The organism is Salmonirosea aquatica (assembly GCF_009296315.1).
GTDB classification, from domain to species: Bacteria; Bacteroidota; Bacteroidia; order Cytophagales; family Spirosomataceae; genus Salmonirosea; species Salmonirosea aquatica.
The window spans coordinates 2,349,135-2,371,638 of record NZ_WHLY01000002.1 but is presented as its reverse complement, the minus strand read 5'-3'; the positions used below and the strand labels follow the sequence as shown (position 1 = coordinate 2,371,638).

At 50.2% G+C, this 22,504-nt stretch carries 23 protein-coding genes and 1 pseudogene; 6 read left to right on the top strand and 18 right to left on the bottom strand.

Annotation, left to right across the window (positions count from 1 at the left end; translation table 11 throughout):
* Positions 1–17: 17 nt before the first annotated feature.
* A complete protein-coding gene (locus GBK04_RS10990) occupies positions 18–1,040 on the top strand; it encodes a M28 family peptidase (protein WP_152759620.1) in 1,023 nt (340 codons plus the stop codon).
* A 5-nt stretch (positions 1,041–1,045) separates the two neighbouring features.
* Positions 1,046–1,432, top strand: a complete 387-nt coding sequence (locus GBK04_RS10985) for a hypothetical protein (RefSeq protein WP_373330890.1) — start codon at positions 1,046–1,048, stop codon at positions 1,430–1,432.
* A gap of 6 nt (positions 1,433–1,438) precedes the next feature.
* Here the strand turns inward: GBK04_RS10985 and nadD are convergent, their stop codons facing one another.
* From nadD to GBK04_RS10950, 7 genes are all read right to left on the bottom strand, one after another.
* Positions 1,439–2,011: a nicotinate (nicotinamide) nucleotide adenylyltransferase gene (gene nadD / locus GBK04_RS10980; protein ID WP_152759618.1), complete on the bottom strand. Its 573-nt coding sequence runs from the start codon at positions 2,009–2,011 to the stop codon at positions 1,439–1,441.
* A complete protein-coding gene (gmk, locus tag GBK04_RS10975; protein ID WP_373330889.1) occupies positions 2,008–2,574 on the bottom strand; it encodes a guanylate kinase in 567 nt (188 codons plus the stop codon). The genes nadD and gmk overlap by 4 nt, the downstream gene beginning before the upstream one ends.
* Positions 2,575–2,584: 10 nt before the next feature.
* Positions 2,585–2,875 (bottom strand): phosphohydrolase, encoded by a 291-nt coding sequence (locus GBK04_RS10970; protein WP_152759616.1) that lies wholly within the window; start codon positions 2,873–2,875, stop codon positions 2,585–2,587.
* A gap of 82 nt (positions 2,876–2,957) precedes the next feature.
* On the bottom strand, positions 2,958–3,557 hold the full coding sequence (locus tag GBK04_RS10965; RefSeq protein ID WP_152759614.1) for a sigma-70 family RNA polymerase sigma factor: 600 nt from the start codon (positions 3,555–3,557) through the stop codon (positions 2,958–2,960).
* A gap of 241 nt (positions 3,558–3,798) precedes the next feature.
* Complete coding sequence (locus GBK04_RS10960) at positions 3,799–4,305, bottom strand: hypothetical protein (protein ID WP_152759612.1); 507 nt, start codon at positions 4,303–4,305, stop codon at positions 3,799–3,801.
* On the bottom strand, positions 4,302–5,144 hold the full coding sequence (gene mreC, locus GBK04_RS10955) for a rod shape-determining protein MreC (RefSeq protein ID WP_152759610.1): 843 nt from the start codon (positions 5,142–5,144) through the stop codon (positions 4,302–4,304). Before mreC ends, GBK04_RS10960 begins: the two co-directional genes overlap by 4 nt.
* Positions 5,145–5,181: 37 nt before the next feature.
* Positions 5,182–6,207 carry a rod shape-determining protein gene (locus GBK04_RS10950; RefSeq protein ID WP_152759609.1) on the bottom strand — a complete coding sequence of 342 codons (1,026 nt, stop codon included), beginning with the start codon at positions 6,205–6,207 and terminating at the stop codon, positions 5,182–5,184.
* Between the two features lie 171 nt (positions 6,208–6,378).
* On the opposite strand from GBK04_RS10950, the gene GBK04_RS10945 reads away from it, so the two are divergent.
* The 3 genes from GBK04_RS10945 to GBK04_RS10935 all read left to right on the top strand — a co-directional run bounded on the left by GBK04_RS10945 (position 6,379) and on the right by GBK04_RS10935 (position 9,564).
* A complete protein-coding gene (locus GBK04_RS10945; RefSeq protein ID WP_152759607.1) occupies positions 6,379–7,872 on the top strand; it encodes a GH3 auxin-responsive promoter family protein in 1,494 nt (497 codons plus the stop codon).
* A gap of 76 nt (positions 7,873–7,948) precedes the next feature.
* Positions 7,949–9,112 carry a 1-deoxy-D-xylulose-5-phosphate reductoisomerase gene (locus GBK04_RS10940; protein ID WP_152759605.1) on the top strand — a complete coding sequence of 388 codons (1,164 nt, stop codon included), beginning with the start codon at positions 7,949–7,951 and terminating at the stop codon, positions 9,110–9,112.
* Complete coding sequence (locus tag GBK04_RS10935; protein ID WP_152759603.1) at positions 9,109–9,564, top strand: hypothetical protein; 456 nt, start codon at positions 9,109–9,111, stop codon at positions 9,562–9,564. Before GBK04_RS10940 ends, GBK04_RS10935 begins: the two co-directional genes overlap by 4 nt.
* Here the strand turns inward: GBK04_RS10935 and GBK04_RS10930 are convergent.
* From GBK04_RS10930 to GBK04_RS10900, 7 genes are all read right to left on the bottom strand, one after another.
* A complete protein-coding gene (locus tag GBK04_RS10930; protein ID WP_152759601.1) occupies positions 9,554–11,476 on the bottom strand; it encodes a sensor histidine kinase in 1,923 nt (640 codons plus the stop codon). The genes GBK04_RS10935 and GBK04_RS10930 overlap by 11 nt on opposite strands.
* 310 nt (positions 11,477–11,786) lie before the next feature.
* Complete coding sequence (locus tag GBK04_RS10925) at positions 11,787–12,551, bottom strand: glycosyltransferase family 2 protein (protein WP_152759599.1); 765 nt, start codon at positions 12,549–12,551, stop codon at positions 11,787–11,789.
* A gap of 167 nt (positions 12,552–12,718) precedes the next feature.
* Entirely contained in the window at positions 12,719–13,492 is a 774-nt protein-coding gene (locus GBK04_RS10920; RefSeq protein WP_152759598.1) for a glycosyltransferase family 2 protein, read from the bottom strand.
* Positions 13,489–14,460 (bottom strand): glycosyltransferase family 2 protein, encoded by a 972-nt coding sequence (locus tag GBK04_RS10915; RefSeq protein WP_152759596.1) that lies wholly within the window; start codon positions 14,458–14,460, stop codon positions 13,489–13,491. The genes GBK04_RS10920 and GBK04_RS10915 overlap by 4 nt, the downstream gene beginning before the upstream one ends.
* Before the next feature lie 76 nt (positions 14,461–14,536).
* Positions 14,537–15,355 (bottom strand): phytanoyl-CoA dioxygenase family protein, encoded by an 819-nt coding sequence (locus GBK04_RS10910; protein WP_152759594.1) that lies wholly within the window; start codon positions 15,353–15,355, stop codon positions 14,537–14,539.
* A 184-nt stretch (positions 15,356–15,539) separates the two neighbouring features.
* Entirely contained in the window at positions 15,540–16,475 is a 936-nt protein-coding gene (locus GBK04_RS10905; RefSeq protein ID WP_152759592.1) for a hypothetical protein, read from the bottom strand.
* A 137-nt stretch (positions 16,476–16,612) separates the two neighbouring features.
* A complete protein-coding gene (locus GBK04_RS10900) occupies positions 16,613–17,494 on the bottom strand; it encodes a class I SAM-dependent methyltransferase (RefSeq protein WP_152759590.1) in 882 nt (293 codons plus the stop codon).
* Between the two features lie 170 nt (positions 17,495–17,664).
* Between GBK04_RS10900 and GBK04_RS10895 the strand changes: the two genes are divergently transcribed.
* A complete protein-coding gene (locus GBK04_RS10895) occupies positions 17,665–18,141 on the top strand; it encodes a flavin reductase family protein (RefSeq protein ID WP_152759588.1) in 477 nt (158 codons plus the stop codon).
* Between the two features lie 13 nt (positions 18,142–18,154).
* On the opposite strand, the gene GBK04_RS10890 is transcribed toward GBK04_RS10895, so the two are convergent.
* The 4 genes and pseudogenes from GBK04_RS10890 to GBK04_RS10875 form a co-directional block, all read right to left on the bottom strand.
* Positions 18,155–19,681 (bottom strand): GH3 auxin-responsive promoter family protein, encoded by a 1,527-nt coding sequence (locus tag GBK04_RS10890; protein WP_152759586.1) that lies wholly within the window; start codon positions 19,679–19,681, stop codon positions 18,155–18,157.
* A gap of 137 nt (positions 19,682–19,818) precedes the next feature.
* A complete protein-coding gene (locus GBK04_RS10885; protein WP_152759584.1) occupies positions 19,819–20,796 on the bottom strand; it encodes a radical SAM protein in 978 nt (325 codons plus the stop codon).
* 56 nt (positions 20,797–20,852) lie between these two features.
* A pseudogene (gene accD / locus GBK04_RS10880) lies at positions 20,853–21,694 on the bottom strand (acetyl-CoA carboxylase, carboxyltransferase subunit beta).
* Between the two features lie 101 nt (positions 21,695–21,795).
* Complete coding sequence (locus GBK04_RS10875) at positions 21,796–22,491, bottom strand: DNA alkylation repair protein (RefSeq protein ID WP_373330888.1); 696 nt, start codon at positions 22,489–22,491, stop codon at positions 21,796–21,798.
* Positions 22,492–22,504: the final 13 nt, after the last annotated feature.

Sequence of the window (22,504 nt, the reverse complement as noted above, 5' to 3'; positions counted from 1 at the left end):
ATTCTACTCCAGCATAGATGATAGCACGGTATTCTTCTTCAATTCGTCTGCTAGTATGCACCCTGAGTTTGGTAGGGTTCGCGCTCTCCTGCAACACCAAAGACACCTCGGAGCAAACCACTGAACAAACCACAGCCATGGCCGCCGCTCCTACTTTCGATGCCGATTCTGCGTATGGCTTTGTAGAAAAACAGGTCGCCTTCGGGCCGAGGGTACCCAATACGAAAGCGCATGAGCAAGCCGGAGATTATCTGGTAAGAACGTTGGAACAGTATGGTTTCTCGGTCACGGAGCAAAAATTCGTCGCCACTACCTACGACGGAAAAAAACTCAACGCCCGCAACATCATAGGCAGCTACCAGCCGCAGGCTTCCAAGCGTATCATGCTAGCCTCGCACTGGGATTCGCGCCCCTTTGCCGACCAGGATTCGACCCGCAAAACCCAGGCAGTACCCGGTGCCAACGACGGAGCGAGCGGGGTAGGAGTACTGCTGGAAATAGCAAGGGTACTGCATGAAGCAAAAAATAAACCCGAATTGGGCGTCGATATCGTTTTCTTCGACGCTGAGGATTGGGGCAAATCAGCCGTTACCAGTGATGGGAATTACGCCGGTTTTTGCCTGGGATCACGCTACTGGGCCGAGAACCGGCACGTACCCAACTACACAGCTTACTTTGGTATTTTGCTGGATATGGTAGGGGCCAAAAACGCTACTTTTCCCAAAGAAGGTTTCTCGACTAAAAATGCTAGTGAAGTGGTGCGTACGGTCTGGAATACAGCCAGTCAGTTAGGATACAGTACTTACTTTATCGATCAGCAGGGGCCTGCTATCACCGATGACCATGTGCCGGTAAATGAGACCGCCAAATTTCCTATGATCGACATTATCCATACCCGGGTAAACGACCTGAGCCGTACCTTCTTCGACGATTGGCATACGACGGAAGACAATATGGATAATATTGATCCAAAAACCCTGAAAGCCGTAGGACAAACACTCCTACAGGTACTTTACAATGAAGGTCAACCTAACGTATGAGAATCATGAAGCATGGGTTTTTGGCAGTGGTTTTGATGGGTTGGCTAATAAGCTGTAAATCGGCACCCGACAAATTGGGAAGGCTGGACTTAGTAAAATGGCGGCAGGACCGTGGTGCCTGTAACGGAGTGCGGCCCACTCTGGTAAAGGATTTCAAGATCGAGCAGGCCAATCTGATGGGGAAGTTTGCCGATGACGTGGGCCAAATTCTCGGCAGGCCTGATATACATCAGCTAGGGGCCCGAAACCAGAAATTCTATGTGTATTTTCTGGAAAAAGGTACCCAGTGCGATGATATCACTAAAAAGTCTACCGCCTCAAAAGTGATTCTGCGGTTCAATGCGGTTGGACTGCTGTCGGAGATAACCTATCAGAACGATTTGCCAGAATAGGTAGGTCTACACATAAAACTTCTTCCGTACGATCATTTCTTCCACTACTTCGGGTACCAGATAGCGGATGGAGCGCCCGCTGCGCAGAGCATCCCGGATGAAGGTAGCCGAAATGTCCAGTAACGGTGCGGGTACGAAAGTCACGCGCGGATGAGCACCGAAAGCATGGGTGGCGGCGTTCGGGCGTGGATACACGTAAAGTCCTACGTATTCCAGAATTTTGTCGTGGTTTTTCCAATTGGGAAACTGCGCCAGATTATCCTCCCCCATGATAAGTTTGAACTCATGCTGAGGGTACCTCTCCAGCAGCCGGATCAAGGTATCAATGGTGTAGCTGGGTTTGGGCAAATGAAACTCGAAATCGGTGGCTTTTAGCCGGGAATTATCGGCAATGGCCCGTTCGACCATATCCAGGCGGTCGAATTCGTGCAGCAGACTTTTGTTTTTTTTGAAGGGATTGTGTGGGCTTACCACAAACCATACCTGTTCCAGATCCGTAGCGGTAGCCATGGTGTTGGCTATGATCAGATGCCCAATATGAAGGGGATTGAACGAACCGAAGAACAGGCCAATTTTCATTTGACGAAATCCTCTACCAGTTTCTCTGCCTGGCGCAGAGTCATTTCCAGATTGTCATTGATAAGTACCTCATCGAATTCTTTCTCGAAGCTTGCCTCATAGCGTACTTTGGCCAGTCGGACTGCCATGGTACTTTCGGTTTCGGTACCCCGGAAATTAAGTCGGCGCTTGATTTCTTCTTCAGAAGAAACTTTTACAAAGACAGCCAGTGCGCGGTCGCCATAAGCCTCCTTCAGTTTCAAGCCGCCCTTTACGTCCACGTCGAAAAGTACATGCTTACCTTCCGCCCAAAGGCGTTCGATCTCGGCTTTCAATGTTCCGTAATAATTTCCGGCATAGACTTCTTCCCATTCAGCAAATTCGTGGCTGGCGATGCGCTGCCTGAATTCCGAAACAGACAGGAAATAGTAATCACGGCCGTCCACTTCATAATCGCGACGGGGCCGGGTGCAGGCCGAAACAGAAAAAGCAAGGTACTGAGGAAAGGTATCGAGAAGGTGCCGGACGATGGTTGTTTTACCGGAGCCGGAAGGTGCAGAGAAAATGAGGAGTTTTCCTTTCACCGGGCTAAAATCAGTGGTTGAGTTGGGCTTTGATCGCGGCCACCAGTCGTTCGGGGCAGGGACGACGCTCTACTTTATATTGAAGGGAATCCTTGATGCACTTTTCGAGGTGATAGGTTTGGATACACGGCATACACTTGTCCATGTTTTGCCTGAAATGCTCCTTTTCCTCGTCGTTGGCTTCGCCATCCAAAATCATTTGGATCATTTTCATGCATTCGGCATGATTTTCGCAGTGCTGCTTCATAGGCTGCGCTTGCTTCTCTCCGGCAGCCTCGGTTGTTTTAGATGATACATTCATCGCGGATGGGGTGTTTGTAAAACCAGTAGTAGTGATACAGTTGCCCTTATAACCGTAAGGCCCGCAAAAAAAGTTTCAAGCCCTAGGCATCATAACCCATCGAACCTGCATAATTTCTTAATTTTTCTTTCAAAAGGTTTCGAGCGCGGTGCAGGCGCGAACGGACCGTGCCGATGGGAATGTCCAGAATTTTGGCCATTTCTTCGTAGGTAAAGCCCTCGATATCGCAAAGGATAATGACTGTCCGGAAATCCACCGGTAAAGAGTTGAGGGCATTGGCTACCTCGTCGCCAATCATGTCCTGTACGGCATCGGCCCGGAGGTCCACCGTATGTGAAGTATCAGCCGCATCCTCCGAGTTGTAGGTGGTTTCTACCTCTTGGTAGTCTACCTTGGCGGGTTGCTTGCTCTTCTTTCGATAGTCGTTGATAAAGCTATTCTTCAAAATCCGAAACAGCCATGCCTTAGCATTGGTACCCTGCTCGAAGGATGAAATAAATCGGAAGGCTTTTAGGTAGGTGTCCTGAACCAGATCGTTGGCGTCGTCTTCGTCGGTAGTAAGCCGAAAGGCGAAGTTGTACATCGAATCGATATGCGGCATGAACTCACGGTTGAAAACTTCATGTTTCTCAGCGTCCGTGTAGCCTTTCTTCATAGGTGCTTCTGACATAATAGCTGACATAGGAATGCACAATTTACAAATTTTAAGACTAGCTCCAAATCCGGGGTATCAGTACTTGATGAACGGTACCTGGAATCAATCAATAGCGATTTATCACAGATAGAAATGCGGGAGGTTTTTAAGTACCAACTTGGAAACAGGCAAATGGTTTGTTGACTGTGGGTGGATTGGAAATTATAGAATATCAAATTCCGCGCCAACCAGTCGTGAAACAGCCAAATTGTCAGGAGAGTGAAGGACCTTAGCGCTTTGAGAATAATTGGATGACCGTAATCAGAAAGGTAGTGAATAGGGTACTGGCTACAATGCGAAGTAAGGTGTAGCCAATCATTCCAAAATGACTCATTTCAATTAAAAAGAGTGCCGCATGGTGTATAAAAACCAGCGGAAGCAGGTATGTCAGATAGCCGCCAATGCCCAATTCAGTCATCGAAATCTCCAGACGCTCGGTGGTACCTTTGGTTTCCAGTTGAATCTGAATCCAAAAAGGACGCAGATAAGCGATCAGGACAGCGGCCGCTGCATGCATACCCAGTGTGTTGTAGAAAACATCCACCAGTAAGCCCGTCAGAAACCCCAAGATGAGCAAAAGCGTCCGGTTCACTTCGGCAGGCAGCAGTAGGATTCCAGCAATATACACAAAGCAGAAAGCGTAGTCGAACAACACGATACTGCGCAGAATCAGGATTTGCAGTACCAGATAGAGCAAAAACCAAAGGGAATACTGTAGGATCTCGCGAAGGGTCATCGGCGTTCTTCGTCCAAAGGTTTTTGTAAGGCTTCCTGCTCAGGCTGTAGGTTATTCTGTACTACATACACGTACGATAAGCTGGCAAAATCCGTCGCCACATTAAGATCGATATCATAAAAGGTCTGATCGGGCCGGATCGTTACTTTCCTGACCGTACCTACCATAATACCCGGTGGAAACACGGAGTTGAAATTAGAGGTTACGGCCGAATCACCCCTGATTACTTTTTTGTACCGCGAAACATCCATCATCGAAATGACAGTCGGGTCCTTGCTCAACCAGCGGACAGGCCCTATTTCACCGCTACGAACCAGCCGGGACGACACCATGAACTGCGAATGCAGAATGGACGTAACTACAGAATAATGTTCCGAGCACAATTTTACTTTACCTACTACCCCAGTCGCTGAGATTACACCCATCCCCGGACGTATACCTTCCGCACTGCCTTTGTCAATGGTTATGTAGTTATTGGGGCGGCTTGTCTCACTCATAATCACCTTGCTGACAATGAATTCGAAGCGGCTGGCAAACACCGAGTCGGGTTTATAACCCGCCGGAGCATTTACCGGATTTTGTTCTTGCAAACGGGCTACCAGGCTATTGAGTTTGAGATTTTCCTGGGCCAGATTTTCGTTTATTTCTCGTAAGTGGGCGTATTCCCGAATGGAATTGGATACGGTGAGTACTTTAGCTACGTAATAGTTGGAAGTGTTAAAGTACGTAGCGCTCCAATAGGAGTTGTTTTGGACAATCAGCCAAAAACTGAATACCTCCAGCAGGACGAAAAAAATAAAGTTACGGTTCCGGGAAAAGAACTCGACAAGTTGAAACATGAGCCAAAAGAAATCGCGGCAGCCGAACTAAAATTTCCTAGGTAATCAGTACGGGCTTGTAGAGTTCCAGGTTCTTCAAGACGTCTCCCGTGCCCAGCACAACAGCTTTGAGGGGTTCGTCGGCTACATGAATGGGTAGCTTGGTCTTGGCGGCCAAACGCTTGTCAAGTCCGTGGAGTAATGCTCCACCCCCTGTGAGGTGGATGCCGTTGCGGTAAATATCCGCCGACAACTCGGGCGGTGATATTTCCAGCGCTTTCATAACGGCTTCTTCAATCTTAGAAATGGACTTATCGAGCGCGTAGGCGATCTCGCTATACGTCACCTTGATTTCTTTGGGAATACCTGTCATCAGGTCGCGGCCCCGGATCTCATAGTCGTCGGGGGGGGTATCCAATTCGGGTAGGGCCGAGCCGATGGCAATCTTGATCATCTCGGCGGAGCGTTCACCAATGAGCAGGTTATGCTCGCGACGCATGTAGTCCACAATATCGCGCGTGAATACGTCCCCGGCTATGCGCACCGACTGCTCGCACACAATGCCCGATAGGGCGATAACAGCGATTTCGGTGGTACCACCACCAATGTCCACGATCATTACGCCGTTGGGCTGGGTAATGTCGATACCAATGCCAATGGCCGCCGCGATGGGCTCATGTACCATGTATACTTCCTTAGCACCGGCATGTTCGGCGGAGTCCTTTACGGCCCGCTTCTCTACTTCCGTTATACCCGAAGGAATGCAAATAACCATCCGGTGGGAGGGCGTGAAAAACCGGTTCCCCGAGTCAATCATCTTAATCATGCCCCGGATCATCATTTCTGCGGCTGTGAAGTCAGCAATTACGCCATCTTTCAGAGGCCGGATGGTCTTTATATTTTCGTTCGTCTTTTCGTGCATCTGCATAGCCGTGTGGCCAATCGCCAAAACTTTACCCGTTGCCTTATCGATAGCGATAATTGAGGGCTCATCTACCACTACCTGGTCCTTGCTGATGATCAGGGTGTTGGCAGTACCCAAATCAATCGCAATATCACTCGTCAAAAAATCAAACAATCCCATATTTTTTTCTTAAAAATCACCCTCTGAATACAAGTCCGCAAAATTACAGATTATTGCCCACAAACAAAGTCATTTCTTAAAATAAGCCAAACGTCTAGCAATCAGTAAGTAATGCAGTAGGAACTAGGGTAGGGAACGGTATTTTATAAAAGTAATTACCTTTACGTAACTATGGGAATTAGAGCATTGCTGAGCCTCCCGCTGGCTCGCTACATTGTGGATAATCAACGCCGCTGGATGGCGGAAGGACCGGCTATACAGGCCGGATGGCAGAATAAGCTGATAAACAAAGCAGTAAGTACCCGATTTGGGAAAGACCATTTTTTTAAGGATGTGCATTCCTACGATGAATTCAGGGAGGCTGTACCTATCCGCGACTATGAAGATTTGAAACCCTATGTGGAGAAAATCCTCCATGGGGAGCCGGACGTACTATGGCCGGGTAAGCCCACCTATTTTGCCAAAACCTCAGGTACCACCTCGGGAGTCAAGTACATTCCCATTACGGCTGATTCCTTACCCAACCACATTAATTCGGCCCGTGACGCGCTGCTCAATTATGTACATGAGACGGGAAAGTCCGACTTTCTGGACAAGAAGCTGATATTTCTGTCGGGTAGCCCCGAACTGACTACTAAAGCCGGTATCCATATTGGCCGGTTGTCGGGGATCGTCAATCATCATGTGCCGGCTTATCTGCGTACCAATCAGCTGCCCACCTACGAAATCAACTGCATTGACGACTGGGAAACCAAGCTGGAAAAAATCATTGACGAAACGATCCAGCAGCCGATGTCGCTCATTTCGGGCATCCCGCCTTGGGTACAGATGTACTTCGACCGCATCCGGGCCCGAACAGGCCAGGATATTAAGGATGTATTTCCTGATTTTTCGCTTTTCGTGTACGGGGGCGTCAATTTCGAACCCTATCGTGCCAAACTTTTCGAGGCCATTGGCAAGCGGGTGGATTCTGTTGAAACCTACCCGGCCTCTGAGGGGTTTATCGCCTATCAGGATTCTCAAACCGCCGAAGGGCTGCTGCTGCTGTTGAATTCAGGTATTTTCTTTGAATTTATTCCGACTGAAAACTACTTTGATGAAAAACCCAGGCGGCTTTCGATTGCAGAAGTAGAGGTAGGAAAAAATTACGCGGTGATTATTAACAGCAATGCCGGGCTGTGGGGTTATTCGCTGGGTGATACCGTAAAGTTTGTATCAACTGACCCCTACCGGATATTGGTTACGGGTCGTATCAAACATTTTATCTCGGCCTTCGGGGAACACGTAATTGGGGAAGAGATTGAAAAAGCGCTTCAATATGCCATGCAGCGCCATCCCGAAGTTGAAGTGACTGAGTGCACGGTAGCCCCCATGGTGGCTCCGCCTCAGGGTGGGCTACCCTACCATGAATGGCTGGTGGAGTTTGCCACGCCACCAGCCGATCCCGTAACCTTTGCGGAGGACCTCGACCGGCGACTCACGGAGCTGAACGTATATTACGACGATCTGATTACCGGGTCAATTTTACGGCCCTTGGTGATTACATCGCTGCCTAAAAATGCTTTTATCAATTATATGCGTTCGGAAGGGAAGCTGGGTGGCCAGAACAAAGTTCCCCGGCTGTCCAACGACCGTAAAATTGCGGATGGATTAAAGCAAAGTTGAAACCAAAAACAGCGTGATCGAAGAGAAATGTCTTTAATCGATCCTAGTACCGCCAAACCGGTCAACATTAACAGGAATGACTAAAAAAAGAATTGCCCTGCTCGGGTCTACGGGCTCCATTGGCACGCAGGCCTTAGAAGTGATTGCGGCGCATCCCGATGCTTTTGGGGTGTCGGTACTTACCGCGCAGAATAATGCCAAGCTTTTGATTGCACAAGCGGTCCGGTTTCATCCCGATGTGGTGGTAATCGGGAATGAAAAAATGTTTGATCCGGTACATTCGGCACTTTCGCACCGGGGTATACGAGTATATGCGGGCGACGAAGCGCTGGCTTCGGTGGTAGAGTCAGATTCTATCGATGTAGTACTTACCGCCCTGGTAGGGTACTCGGGTTTGTTACCTACCATTCGCGCAATCCGGGCGGGTAAAACCATCGCCCTGGCTAACAAGGAAACGCTTGTAGTGGCGGGTGAACTGATTACGCAACTGGCTAAAAAACATCAGGTAGGTATATTACCCGTAGACTCAGAGCACTCCGCGATCTTCCAGTGCCTGACCGGAGAAGAACAGAACCCAATCGAAAAAATAATCCTGACTGCTTCGGGCGGACCCTTTCGGGGCAAAGACCGCGCCTACCTCGCTACCGTGACCAAAGCTCAGGCGCTCAAACATCCCAACTGGACCATGGGGGCTAAAATCACGATCGATTCGGCTACCCTGATGAACAAGGGGCTGGAAGTTATCGAAGCCAAGTGGCTCTTTGACCTGACACCGGAGCAAATTGACGTAGTGGTACATCCACAAAGCATTATCCATTCGATGGTGCAGTTCGAAGACGGTAGTATCAAAGCCCAGATGGGCTTGCCCGACATGCGCCTGCCCATCCAGTATGCTTTGGGGTACCCCCAGCGCATGAAGGCCGACTTTCCCCGCTTCGATTTTACGGCCTACCCTACCCTTACCTTCGAGAAGCCCGACAGTGGTACCTTCCGAAATCTAGCGCTCGCCTACGACGGACTGGCCAGGGGAGGTAATCGGCCGTGTGTGATTAACGCGGCTAACGAAGTCGCTGTAGCGGCTTTCCTGAATGATGAGATCGGTTTTCTGGAAATTTCGGACGTTATCGAGCACTGCACTACCCGTGTTGCTTTTGTAAGCACCCCTCAGTACGACGACTACGTGGCCAGCGACCGGGAGGCACGGCGCGTGGCCGCCGAATTAATTCATGCCAACGTATGAGAGAGGGGTTAGCAATCAAATATTTGTCCGTGGCACTAGCTGCGGCGGTCAAATTCTTTGCCGGACCGATCACGGGCCTGGCGTTGGGACTCGAATGGTACGAAACCGCCATCTGTTCAGCGGCAGGTATGATGCTGGCCGTGGTGGCTACCACCTATATTGGGAAAGGCGTTCAGGTACTTATCAAGCGCTGGCGCAAGGAAAAGCCCCGTCGGTTCAGCAAGTCCAGCCGGATGGCGGTCCGTATCTGGAAACGATTTGGTATAATCGGCATCGCGCTGCTTACGCCGCTTCTTTTCACCCCTATTGGAGGGACCTTTATAGCCGTAGCCTTCCGGGTACACCGGCAGTCGATCTTTTTGTGGATGCTGATCAGCGGAGTTACCGTTGGGACGGTACTTTCCTACCTGGTGTATAGCCTGAAATTTGTGGAGCGGTGGTTTACGCGATAGGTACCGTAAAGAAGAATTCGGTAAACTCGCCCTCTCGGCTAACCAAATCGATGGTACCCCCGTGGTCATTGATGATAATATCATACGCCAAAGCTAATCCTAACCCGGTACCCTGCCCTGCGGGCTTCGTGGTAAAAAAGGGTTGAAAAATCTTCCTTTGTAAATTTTCCGGAATGCCCACGCCATTGTCCCGAATCCGCATTTCGATGCAATCGGGCAATTGCCGTGAGGTAACGACCAGGCTGGGTTCGTAGGCCTGCATCCCGGCTTTTTGTTTCATCTCGATGGCATAGTAAGCGTTGTTGAACAAGTTGACGAAAACCCGACTCACATCCTGAACTACCACGGGTACCTGGTTGAGGGAAGGGTCGAGTTGGGTGTGTAGGGTAGCCTTAAAACTTTCTTTTTGAGAACAGTACCCCTGGTAGGAAAGCCGCAAGTATTCATTAGCCAGTTGATTCAGATCGGTAGGTTCTTTAAGGCCCGTGCTGATGCGCGATTGGAGCTGCATGTTTTTCACGATCGCGTCGGCGCGCTTGCCGTGTTCGTTTATTTTTTTCAGGTTCAATTCGATGCTCCGTACGGTTTCGGCCTGAAACTCCTTGTCGATCACAGGTTTTGTTTCTTCCGCTTTCCACTCTTCGATAAGCTCCAGCCCGAATTCAGAAAAGTTATTGACAAAGTTCAGCGGATTCTGAATTTCATGGGCGATGCCTGCCATGAGCTCACCCAGGGATGCCATTTTCTCGCGCCGGATGAGGTGTGCCTGGGTAGCTTTCAAATACTCCAGTGACTCCTGTAGCTGTGTGGTGCGTTCTTCCACCTTCTTTTCCAGATCCGAAGCATAGGAAGCCAGTTCGGAACGGGCTTGCTTAAGTGTGCCCGTCATAAGATTGAAGTTTTCGGTAAGAAAACCGATTTCGTCGTTGGAGGTGACTCTGACGGATGTGTCCACGGCTCCTTCGCGTACCTTGTTCACTCCCACCAGCAACCGTTCGAGCGGTATGATAATACTGGCACGCAAAATGATGGGGTATACCAGCGCTACCAGAAAAGTGGACATAACGATCAAGCCACAGACATTGATTAGATTTTCCTGGATCTCAGCCCGATGGACCAAATCTTCAGGTGGAAAAGGAGGAAAAAAAGTAAGGGTGACCACTGAAAGTACCAGCATGACCAGCACGAACGTAAAACCCACCAACTTGACCTGAAAAGTGATGGGAACTGTTGAAAATACTATGTAGAGGATGGCTCCTCCCAGAATCCCGATCCAGGTGAAAAGAAAATAGATCCAGTACCCTACCGAGCTATAGATCCCAATCGTGACCGCATCAATTTCTGAGCCGATAAAGAACAACTCCATCAGCATCAGCAACAAGCAGGCGGTCATGGACTGCCGATTGCTGTGAGTACGGAAGTAGAATACTTTTCGGAGATATACCAGTATGGTCCAGCTTATGATGAATAAAGCCGGAATAGCGATTATGACCGGTTCTTCAAATTCCCGATGTCCCTGACTGGAAAAAACATGGTAGACATAATATAGCCACACCAAACTTAAAGCCGCAGTACAGACCCACAATACAATTTTACGCTCCCGTTTGAAGGGGTTTTCGGGAAAAAGGTAGGCGAGTTGTATTTGAGCCAGCAGGATGAATACGCTGGATAAGCCATAGACCAGCACCAACTCCCACTTGCGCCAGGGAACGGATTCCAGATAGACGGGATTGAGACCGAACGTGATTACATTATCGAATTGCCACCCCAGGATACCCACCGACGCTGCGATGAGCCAGCGCGTCCAGGAGGGCTTATGCTCGAGATTGGAAAAGGAAAGGATGACCAATCCTGCCGTAAGGCACAGGATTAGAGACATCACCGCATGGGGATGTAGTAAAATTTTTTCCATAAAAGTTTTTGCGCTGAGTAGCTAAAGCATTTGCCTGCACTTCCCCGCAAACAGAGGACGGCTATGTAAATGTACCTGCTTTGGAGTGCTAGTCCAAATACTGACGGCATGATTTAGTAAAGGGTATTTTTTAGTAGCCTATCCAGGAATTAGGCAAGGCGTGCCACTCAGTATCAGGAGGATACAGAAGATCAACAAGCTGAATCTTTTTTGCGTAAGAAAATCTTTTTGATCGCTGGCGGCAGAGCCGCTGAACTGCACGTGAAATGGGTGTAACCGACAAGAGCAGAGGAAGAATGAGGGTAAACTCTTAGCGGCTGACTTGCTTGGACGGTTGCTTTGTTTTTTTCATAAAATCACCCTGGGCAAAATACTTCTCGATGAGGCAGTACATCAGGATGAAAAAGTAGCGGCTACCCATTTCCTTAATTTTCAATTTGGACTCGCCGTATTTCCGGTTGGTCCAGCTATTGGGCACTATGGCATAGTTGTAGCCCCTTACTATGGCTTTGAGCGGTAGCTCGATGGTAAGGTTGAAGTGAGGCGAAAGAAAGGGCTTGATGCCCTCTATCGTCTCGCGTTTATAGAGTTTGAATGCATTGGTGGTATCGTTGTAGCTGATACCCATGACAATTCGTACGATAAAATTAGCGACTCGGTTAATGAATTTTTTCAGTTTCGGATATTCCACCACCTTCCCCCCTTTGGACCAGCGCGAGCCAAATACACAGTCGTAGTTCCCTTCCAGCATTTTGAAATAGTACTTTACCAGGTCGTCGGGATCGTCGGACATATCGGCCATAAATACAGCCACACAATCGCCGTTGAAACGTTCCAGACCGTAGCGTACCGCGTATCCGAAACCGTTGGGACCAAGATTGGTATAGTATACCAATTCGGGAATTTCTACGGATAGTTCATCTAATACGCGCAAGGTTCCGTCTTTTGAGTTGTCGTTGGTTACCAATATTTCGTGTGGAATATTGTATTTCCGCAAAGCCTTATTCAAAGTCCGAAGGGTGTGGGGAATGGATTCTTCTTCGTTGTAGGCAGGAATAACTACGCTTAATTTCATAGACAAACAGCTGGATTTGAAAGCCCAAAGATAGGGAGAAAAAGGGTCAACGCGGGGGACATGGTCTTAAATGGACAGAGGACTACGGCTTAGTAGAAGTCTGAACTGTAAGCAGGGCAAGAATCGAACCACTTCGCGCAGAGGGTACCCCCTGCCCCCTGTAATCGTCAATAGGTGAATCGAGCTTCATTTGCCTTCAGCCAGGCCCTGACGTTTTCAAACATCTCCTTTTTATTTTTTACAAACCATTCATTCGCGGGCGTATGAACATGGCTTAGTCCCTCCTTATGCTTGCGATAGACACCCATCACGTCGGGAAGGTACCCTATTTTACCACGGGCGGCCAGTTGCAGTACCAGGGCCCAGTCTCCGGCGGCGGCCTGGGCATGCCAGTCTGCGAAATCTTCGGTCAGGAAATAGTTGCGGTACATCAGGCTCGCCGTGGCCATGAACCAGCGGTCGGCCAGTAAATCGTCAATCGTGGAGGTACCTTTTTGATCAGGGGTATTGAACAAATGTCCGGGTGAGCCATCTTCGAAGACGACCCGCACATTGTGATGGCAGATGACAAAATTAGGATGAGTATCCAGGAAGTCGACCTGCTTTTGCAATTTCTGAGGATCGGTCCAATAATCGTCGCCCTCACAAAGCGCCACGTACTCACTCCGGCAGGCTTTCAACAGAAAAAGGACATTGTTCCGTCCGGCAAACTCGCGCGGTACGTTTGGCCCTAAATTCTTGGGATGTAGGTAGGCACGGATGCGATCGGGGTAGCGCTCGGTGTAGGCCTGGATAATAGCTGGTGCACCATCCGTAGAACCATCATCACCAACCACGATCTCGTAGGAAAACGTAGTTTGCTGCGCCAAAGCTCCGTCGAGCATCTGCGCGATATAATCTGCGTGGTTGTAGGTAGGTACACAGACCGAAACCTTCGTCATGTCGTTCGCCGTAATCGGTGTGGCAGCAACGCAAAGAAACTGTAAATGTCCACAACCCACTTAGGCAGGATATAATCACGGAAGATTTCCCGGGTTTCAGCCTGATCGGGTCGGCGGTACTGCAGGTAGTGGACTGCCAGCCCTGCGCGCCGAAAATAGCTTCTGCCATATTGCCGGGCGTCGAGCATCATGCGGTGGTAGCGGGCTATATTCTTGCGAAGCAATGAGTTGTATTGGTGCCTGGTTTCGGCATTGATTCCCTCGTACATCATAATGCGGTTGCTGAGAAAACGAGCGTCGCGATAGTGGTCTTTAAAGCTTGCTCCCGCGTGGTTTTTTCGATAAACCGACATAGTGTCAGGAATATAACCGATAGGGCCGTTCTTAGCCAGAATCACGTAGCGGGGTATATCGCCGCTCGTCGATTTCAAAAACCATTCGGGATAGTGAATCAGGCCATGCTTAAACATCACCGCCGAGGTAGCCATGAACCATATTTCGTCTTCGCCAATGAGATCGTCCATCCCAATGACCTGCTTCTGATCAGGGGCGTTGACTTCCCGCGCGGGCGAGCCGTCCTCATAGGTAATGAGGGCATTATGAAAACAGGCCGAGAAATCAGGATGGCTTTCCATAAAATCCACCTGTTTTTGCAACTTGTGCGGGCTTGTCCAATAGTCGTCGCCATCCAGCGGAGCAATGTACTTTCCCTTTGCCAGCTTGAGGGTTTCGATGGTATTGAAAAGCCCGTTTTGGCCAAGATTAGTCTTGTGCAAAACGGGCTTTACCTTGTCAGGGTAGCGTTTCTGGTAATCTAGGATCACATCCCGGGTACCATCCGTAGAATAGTCGTCACCCACTAGAATCTCGTACGGAAAATCCGTAATCTGATTGAGTGCGCTTTCGATGGCTTGCCCAATAAAAGCTACCTGATTATATGTAAGTATCGTTACGCTGACTTTGGTCATGGCTGAATGAGTGAATGAAAGACGGCGTGCTCCTTAGTGGTATTTGCCCGTGCAACCCCGTCATAGCTCATAACTCCTATCTGTACAAATCCTTCAATTGCTGAGGGGTAGGAAAATTTGGTGTCACCAAATCGGGTTCCGGCTTGTAAATATAAGCCATGGGGTATCCCCGTTCAATAAAAGTAGGCTCGGCCAGATTGTTGTAGCGCAACTGCACCGACCAGCGGATGTTACGGGTAACATTATTGCCCGACTGGTGTACCAAAAAAGCGGAGAAAATAAGAACATCACCTGCCCGGAATTCTGTCTGCACAAAATCCTCTTCTTTCAAGGTGGCCGTTATGCCGCCCTGATAGCCGGAAGTATTGGCTTCCAACAGCCCCGATTTGTGACTGCCCGGAATCACCTGCAACGCGCCGATTTCGGCGCCAGCTTCCACCATCGGAAACCAGATCACGGTACTGTCCAGCGAGCCTTGTCCAGTACGCCAATCCTGGTGAGCATCGAGCTTCCAGTGCTTGCTGCCGTCTTTGGACAGGAACCGGCTATTGAACTGCATGGCAGGACGCGCCCCAATCACGGGTTTTTCGATGCCGATTTCTTTTAAAATAGCTTCAATTTGCTTGCTTACCGCCAGGCGATGAAGCGAAAATGAATGCTGAACGGTCTTACCCGTATTGACGAAAGCGTCGAAATCTTTTTCAAAGAAATCAAACATGGCCGCCTCAAAGGCATCCCGATCCTCGATATCGACCGGTTGCCCCGCAACCCGTTTGATTTGGGTGGCAAAAATCTCCCGCGCCTCGCGATAAATTTCCGCTACGGTTTCCTGGTCCAGAAAGTTACGCAGCAACACGTAGCCGTTTTTATTGAACTCTTCCTTATGCGTTGTCATGGTTTTGTTTTAGATGTGTGTAAAAAGATAGTGCTAGGTACTACTCTTTTTTGCGCCAACGACTGACCCACCTCAGTTCGTACATTGATTTTAGCTAGTGGTGCGTTGGTTCGTTTAGAGATTGAATTGATTTAAATGCTAAAGCATTCAGTGTTGCGATATAATTTACTACCATCCACTCCAATCAATCCTCCCAGACGGCATAGGCAAAACCCGCCGCTCCAAAGCCGTTACCATTGTAGAGGAGGTACTTTTTGCCATTATGTTCATAGCGGTGGGCGTAATTAATCATGGTATAATCAAAATCCTCCGGATTCTCAGATTTCGCTATTCCCACCAAATGGTCTTTCCGTTCCCAGTGGGTACCGTCTTTTGACTCCGCGTACCCCAGCCGGTAACTTTGGTTGCGATCGGTGCGGTAGTCGCGGGTATGGCGGTAGGAATAGTACATTTTGTATAGCCCATCCTCCTTGAACACACTCGGGCGCCCCACGGCGTGCAGGAAATCGTCGAATTCCAGGGTAGGTACCTCGCTGATTTCCCAGTGAATTCCGTCTTTCGAAATTGCCGATTGCCCCCGGTAGAAGGGTTCGGGATAGCCGTGTATGTACTCGCACTTATGGCCCGATATGTACCACATCCGCCAAGTACCGTCCTCATCGATCAGGACCGACGGCTGCGCCGCCCAGATGGGGTTCTGTATGCTGCGATCCATAATGGGGCCGGTAAACATTTTCTTAAATGTAAGCCCGCCGTCATGGCTCACCGACAAGCCCATCGAGAGCCGGTAGGAGTTCCAGGTCCGGTTCCAGCCGGTATAATACAGCCAGATATCGCCGTTGGGACGGTCCACAAACCACGCGGGCATGGCTCCGGTTTCGTCATACTCGCCCGGTCCACCGAGTTCCAGAACGGGCTTGTCGTGGATATATAAAATTTGGGCCGGATCGTCGTAATCTACGTCGATGAAGGTAGGCCGGGATTGCCCCTGGGCGTCGCGCGACGAAAAATAAATCCTCAGAAAATCCTGGTGCTTATAGGCAAAAGGTACCTGCGCGTGCGAAAGGCTGTGCGGCAGGGTACCATCAGGCTTATATACTATTCCTTTTTTAATCCACATATTGATGAGTTGAGGAGTCAGGAGTTCAGGAGTTTATGAGTTCATTAGTTTGTGAGGTCAGAACAGGGTACCCCCCCTATCGACTCATGAACTTTTCACTCATACACCCATACACTTCACAAACTCGTTTCAAAAATTTACTCCCCGGCTTTCTCGGCCCTGATCCGCCAATTATCCACAAAATCCTTGCCGGGAATGGGCAGGTCAATATCTATTTCGGGGGCCTGAGCCGTTACGGTGTACTCCATGACGTAAAAAGCATTTCCAAAAACCCAGTGTAGTCTGAAATTCGCCACATTGGGGGGCACATCTTCCAGGGGTACCTCGGCGCGGAACAGCGGGTTGGCCTTCCAGAGGGTCTGGTAGGTGGGCTGGTTGCGCATCCAGGGGGCAATGCTCTCGTCGCCGATCACGACCTTTCCGCCCGGACGCACCACACGGGTGAGCTCGTCGAAGGCTTTTTTGCGCTCCGAAAAGGTATTGATCCCTCCGAAATGAAAAACGGCATCGAAGGTGTCGTCGGCAAAGGGCAGGTAGGAACCATTACCCAGGAAATAATGCACGTTAACATCGTCGACGGCCAGTTTGTCCTGTGCCAGTTTCAGCATATTGGGCGACAGGTCCGAAAGAACGGCGGTACCACCGGGTTTAACTTTTTCAAGAATCAGCGCTGAATCTTTGCCCGTTCCGGCTCCCACTTCCAGGGCGGTCATGCCGGGCTTGAGATCCATCAGGCCAATCATAAACGCACGTGTGGCGGCTTCGTCGGAATGGTTGAGGGTTTCGAAAACCCAGGAAACGCCCCGGTCGTAACGCAGGAAAGCCTGGTCGTAGAGATACTGCTCACGGGCGTCATCAGGAAGCAACTCCTTCGGGTAAAGCATATTGACGATGCCCGTGTCGCCCACTTCGTAGGTGACCCCATCCTGGCTGGTCAGGCTTTTTTCGTCATCGGCCAGTTGGAGCGGGGTATGAGTGGTGGGACAAACGAGGGCGTGCAAAAAGTCCTGGTGGGTCATTAGGCGGGGTAATTAGATTTTTTTCAGTCGGGCAAAATTAATTATTTTCCGGGAAGTACTTCCATCCCCGCTGATGTTCTTCGTGAACGCAACTGAACTGACAACAATGTCGGAGTATCCGAGTTGATCGAAGTAGGAAGAATTTATTTTTTCACAACAGCTGGAAGCGAATGCCACGAAAATTACTCAAATACAAAAACTACGACATTCACTCGATCACCACAGCTACTCCCGACGGGCGAAAAAACGCCAACATTGCCATGTGGGTCATGCAGACGGCCATGGGTGGAAAAATGCTGTGCGTAGCTCTGGACAAAACCGACTATACGCTGGAACTGGTGAAGAAAAGCGGAATTGTGAACATAAATCTACTGTCCGAAGAGCAAACCCGGCTGATTGCCAAACTAGGCCGCCAAAGCGGGAGGGAGGTGGATAAATTCAAAAACCTGCCCTACGCCCTCGACGAGCGTGGTTGCCCCTATCTCACCGAAGCAGTGGGTTATGTACAAGGCCGGGTGACGGGCTACGCCGATGGGGGCGACCACGAGCTTGTTATTTGTGAAGTGCTGAAACAGCTGGTATTGCATCCCGACAAGCCGGTCATGACGCATCATTTCCTGCGGGAGAAAGGACTGGTGCGGGGGTAGGGTACCCAGGTTGTTATTTCTCCTGACTGATTATCTCCAGTATTTCTTCCAGGTACTTGCGGTCGTTGCTCAGCCGGGGTACCTTGTTCTGGCCGCCCAGTTTTTTGCGGCGCCCCATCCATTCGTAAAAGGTACCTGGCGCCACCGTATGCACCAAAGGCGTGAGCAGGGCCATGTCCTGGAAACGCTTGGCATCATAGTCGGAATTGACTTGCCGTAGGGTGGTGTCCAGAATTTCAAAAAAGACGTTTCGATCGTGGGGTTCCTGCGAGAATTCGATGATCCATTCGTGCCGGCCCTTTGAGCCGTCGCCCATATACACGGGGCCGGCGGTGAAGTCACTGACAATGGCCCCGGTTTGTGCGCAGGCTTCGGTAATGGCGGCTTCGGCATTTTCCACGATCAACTCTTCCCCGAAGGCATTGATGAAATGCTTGGTGCGGCCGCTGACTTTCAGGCGGAAGGGGTACCTCGAAGTGAATTTGATGGTATCGCCGATCAGGTAACGCCAGAGGCCCCCGTTGGTAGAGATGACAATGGCGTAATTCTTATCCAGTTCCACCTCGTCCAGCGTCAGCGTCCGCGGATGGGGTTTGCCTACCTCTTCCGGGGGAATGAATTCATAAAAGATGCCATAATCCAGCATCAGGAGCATTTCGCCGGGCTTACTCAGATCGTCCTGCAGGCCAATGAAGCCTTCGGAAGCGTTGTACGTTTCGAGGTAATAGGTCTGGCCGGAAGGAAAATATTTTTGGGAGAACAGATTGCGGTAAGGGTGGAAAGCCACCGCGCCGTGGACAAATACCTCAAAGTCGGGCCATACGTCGAGCATGGAGCTTGCACCCGTTTGCGCCATAATCCGGTCCAGCAGTACGATAGTCCAGGTAGGTACCCCCAAAATGCTGGTTACGTTCTCCTGCGAACAGATTTCAGCCATTTTTTCCAGCTTTTCTTCCCAATTATCCATGAGGGCCACTTCCAGCGGTGGGGTACGGATGAACTGACCCCAAGCGGGGAGGTTCTGCATGATTACCGCCGATACATCGCCCACCTGGGTGCGGGGATCGTACGGGTTGGCATGGATGGTACCCCCGATGGAAAGCCCCTTGCCATCGAACACCTGGGTATCGGGCCGGTTGGCGATGAGCAGCGTCATCATGTCCTTGCCGCCCATGTAGTGGCATTCTTCCAGCGACTCGGGCGTGACGGGAATGTACTTACTGCGGGCATTGGTGGTACCTGATGACTTAGAGAACACCTCTACCGGCGATGGCCACAGTACGTTGGGTTCGCCCTTCAGTACGCGCTCAATGTAGGGGAATAAATCCTCGTAAGTCGAAACGGGTACCTGCTCCTGGAATTCACGGATGGTTCTGATCTGGCTGTAGTTGTAGCGCATGCCCCACTCGGTGTAGCGGGCGGTTTCGACCAGTTCAGAAAACATGCGTTGCTGGGTTTCGACGGGCCGGGCCATGAATTCCTGAATGCGCGGCAAACGCCGCTTCATGAACCATACCACCGTGTCGTTGACCATTCCCATGTTCTAATGTGTTGCTTCTTGGTGTAGTTGAAATGTGTTCCTGCTCTCTACAAACTTACCAAAATATTATTTTAAAAGCTGAAAATGCCCGATCGACCGGAACAACCGAGGTAGGTAGGAGAATGAGGAAAATGAGCTTAAAACCGCAGCATTTGCTTCCAGGTACCTTTGATCCGATTGTACTTCAGGGTGCTCGGCAGGGCTTTCCACCAGTATTTGTTCATTTCTACGGCAAAGGAAGGCTGCATGTAGCAATTAATGGCGCAGCCCTCGCAGGCCGGCAGCCGGCCTTCCAGGGCCACAAGCTTCTGGACTTCTTCGGATTGATAGAGCGCTTTCAGATTCCCCTCAATGGGAAATTCCTTCAATCCCAGGTGATAACACGGAAGCACCAGTTTGTTTTCGGGTGAGATGACAAGCGTAGTGCTGGCCGCTTTGCAAACAGGATCCGCGACGTGGTTGCCGCCGTCCAGACGGAGTTGCACGAAACCGTCGTTGAGGTACACGTTCTTTTGTTTGCCCCAGCGGGTCAGTTCTTCCAGCGCGGCCGGGGAAAGCCGACCGCCTACGTCGTTGTATTCAAAAACGGGGTTCAGAATCAGTACCAGGTCATTAGGTATGCAGATGTCCTCCCAGAGACGGCGGATCTGATGAATGTTTTCTTCGAAAACAGTAAAAAGAATATCAGGCCGCTCGCCCAGCCGGCGCGCTACCCCGATGGATTCCATCACCTTATCGAAGCATTTTACGCCCCGTGATTGATCATGCTCTTCCCGAATGGGCGAATCCAGGGAGAAGTGGAGCATGTCGACCAGGCCGTGCAGCCGTTCGGCGTATTTGGGGTACAGTAGCCCGTTGGTCGTGACAGTGGTGATCATCCCCTGCTTCTTGGCTTCGCGCAACAGCTCGTCCAATTGCCGGTGTAACAGGGGCTCTCCGCCCGTAAAGTCGATGACTTTTACCCCCAATGCCTTGAGATCACGGACGTTTTGCCGGAAGTTGTCGAGGGTTACGTAGGGCGAGGGCCGTTCCCAGATATCACAAAACCCACACGTGGCATTACAACGGTAGGTTAGGTAATAATTGCACAGGACAGGATGGGAAACCAGCCGCATTTCGTAAGGATGAAGGGTGAATGATGAGAGGCAGCACGGGTGCCGCCAACGGACACCTAGGTAAGCATGCCGAGCAGACTGGTAAGTTTGTCTTTCAGATCTTTACGGTCTACGATAAAATCCAGGAAGCCATGTTCCAGCACGAATTCGGCGCTCTGAAAGCCCTTGGGCAGGTCTTTGCCGATGGTCTCGCGAATGACCCGCGGGCCGGCAAAGCCGATGAGCGCCTGGGGTTCGGAAATGTTGAAGTCACCCAACATGGCGTACGAGGCCGTGACGCCACCCGTGGTAGGATCAGTCAGTAAAGAAATATAGGGTACCCCGCTTCGGAAAGCAGGGCGAGTTTGGCTGAAGTCTTGGCCATTTGCATCAACGAGAAGCCAGCCTCCATCATGCGCGCGCCGCCCGATCGGGAAATCATCAGGAAGGGTGTTTTGGTTTTCAGGGCGTGGTCGATCGCCCGGGCGATTTTCTCACCGACGACCGAACCCATAGAGCCTCCAATAAAATTGAAATCCATACAGGCCACCACGATGTCGGACTCGTTCATTTTACCGTAGCCGGTGCGTACGGCATCTTTCAGGCCGGTCTTGAGCATGGTCGTTCGAATTCGGTCCGGATATGCTTTGGTATCCGTGAAATTTAGCGGATCAGCCGAAGTCATGTCCGCATCAAGTTCGGTAAATTCATTGTTGTCGAACAAAATTTCAAAGTACGCCTCGGAACCGATTTTTTCATGGTAGTTACAATGCTCGCAGGTATAGGCATTAAGCTTATGCTCACGGGTTTGCATGATTTTCTTGCAATTGGGACACTGGTACCAAAGTCCATCGGGCGCCTCGCGTTTCATTTCCGTGGGCGTACTGATTCCTTTTTCTTTTCGAATAAACCAAGACATGATGCTAGGAAGTTATTGCAGCGTTGGAACAAGTCTAATCTTTAACATAAAGCGGCGTTCGCTCCATGTTTGGGTTTCAAATATAGCAATAATTGCATTGGCTAGCGCAGCGACAGGTAGTATTGCCTGCGGAAAGGGGGTAGGTGTTCAATGGCATAGCGCAGGGAAGTACGCGGTAGGCGCTCGATATGGCGGTGCAGAAATTCCTCCATCACATCCAGATCGCGCTTCCCGGTTTCGCGCAGCATCCAGCCGATAGCCTTATGGATGAGATGGTGTTCGTGAGATAGTAAAAGCTCGGCTAGTGCCAGGAAATCGGCAAATTGATTTTTACGAATGAAATAAAAAGTAGCAATCAGCGACACCCGCTGCGACCACAGATGAGAACGCTGCGCCAGATCGTACAATACACTTCTGTCCTTATCAAATAGGTGCCTTCCCACAATATCCCGGGCTGACAAATCAACCAAATCCCAGTTATTAATATATTCCAAATGGGCCAGGTAGCTTTCGAAAATGGCTTGCCGCTGTGCTTCTGAAGCTTTAGGGTACTGCCTTACCCAAATGAGCAACGCGGCAAAACGGCATTCGTGTACCGGATCGCGAAGCAGATTTTCCACCGCTTCAAATTCCAGATGTTGCCATTGACGGGCTACCTTTCGTACTTCTGGATTAGAAATTCCCCAGAATACATCACCCTCGGCGTATTGTCCAGGTCCGGTCTGGAAGAATCTTGCTACCTGGACCGCCCGTGATTCGTCAGCCAGTTGGGCTAGCGCGGCTCGGATATTTTCCACCGATTGGAAGATT

Coding starts and splice junctions, on each gene's coding strand:
- GBK04_RS10990 (WP_152759620.1), top strand. CDS start 18: ATGATAGCACGGTATTCTTCTTCAATTCGTCTGCTAGTATGCACCCTG.
- GBK04_RS10985 (WP_373330890.1), top strand. CDS start 1,046: ATGAAGCATGGGTTTTTGGCAGTGGTTTTGATGGGTTGGCTAATAAGC.
- nadD (WP_152759618.1), bottom strand. CDS start 2,011: ATGAAAATTGGCCTGTTCTTCGGTTCGTTCAATCCCCTTCATATTGGG.
- GBK04_RS10970 (WP_152759616.1), bottom strand. CDS start 2,875: ATGAATGTATCATCTAAAACAACCGAGGCTGCCGGAGAGAAGCAAGCG.
- GBK04_RS10965 (WP_152759614.1), bottom strand. CDS start 3,557: ATGTCAGCTATTATGTCAGAAGCACCTATGAAGAAAGGCTACACGGAC.
- GBK04_RS10960 (WP_152759612.1), bottom strand. CDS start 4,305: ATGACCCTTCGCGAGATCCTACAGTATTCCCTTTGGTTTTTGCTCTAT.
- mreC (WP_152759610.1), bottom strand. CDS start 5,144: ATGTTTCAACTTGTCGAGTTCTTTTCCCGGAACCGTAACTTTATTTTT.
- GBK04_RS10950 (WP_152759609.1), bottom strand. CDS start 6,207: ATGGGATTGTTTGATTTTTTGACGAGTGATATTGCGATTGATTTGGGT.
- GBK04_RS10945 (WP_152759607.1), top strand. CDS start 6,379: ATGGGAATTAGAGCATTGCTGAGCCTCCCGCTGGCTCGCTACATTGTG.
- GBK04_RS10940 (WP_152759605.1), top strand. CDS start 7,949: ATGACTAAAAAAAGAATTGCCCTGCTCGGGTCTACGGGCTCCATTGGC.
- GBK04_RS10935 (WP_152759603.1), top strand. CDS start 9,109: ATGAGAGAGGGGTTAGCAATCAAATATTTGTCCGTGGCACTAGCTGCG.
- GBK04_RS10930 (WP_152759601.1), bottom strand. CDS start 11,476: ATGGAAAAAATTTTACTACATCCCCATGCGGTGATGTCTCTAATCCTG.
- GBK04_RS10925 (WP_152759599.1), bottom strand. CDS start 12,551: ATGAAATTAAGCGTAGTTATTCCTGCCTACAACGAAGAAGAATCCATT.
- GBK04_RS10920 (WP_152759598.1), bottom strand. CDS start 13,492: ATGACGAAGGTTTCGGTCTGTGTACCTACCTACAACCACGCAGATTAT.
- GBK04_RS10915 (WP_152759596.1), bottom strand. CDS start 14,460: ATGACCAAAGTCAGCGTAACGATACTTACATATAATCAGGTAGCTTTT.
- GBK04_RS10910 (WP_152759594.1), bottom strand. CDS start 15,355: ATGACAACGCATAAGGAAGAGTTCAATAAAAACGGCTACGTGTTGCTG.
- GBK04_RS10905 (WP_152759592.1), bottom strand. CDS start 16,475: ATGTGGATTAAAAAAGGAATAGTATATAAGCCTGATGGTACCCTGCCG.
- GBK04_RS10900 (WP_152759590.1), bottom strand. CDS start 17,494: ATGACCCACCAGGACTTTTTGCACGCCCTCGTTTGTCCCACCACTCAT.
- GBK04_RS10895 (WP_152759588.1), top strand. CDS start 17,665: ATGCCACGAAAATTACTCAAATACAAAAACTACGACATTCACTCGATC.
- GBK04_RS10890 (WP_152759586.1), bottom strand. CDS start 19,681: ATGGGAATGGTCAACGACACGGTGGTATGGTTCATGAAGCGGCGTTTG.
- GBK04_RS10885 (WP_152759584.1), bottom strand. CDS start 20,796: ATGCGGCTGGTTTCCCATCCTGTCCTGTGCAATTATTACCTAACCTAC.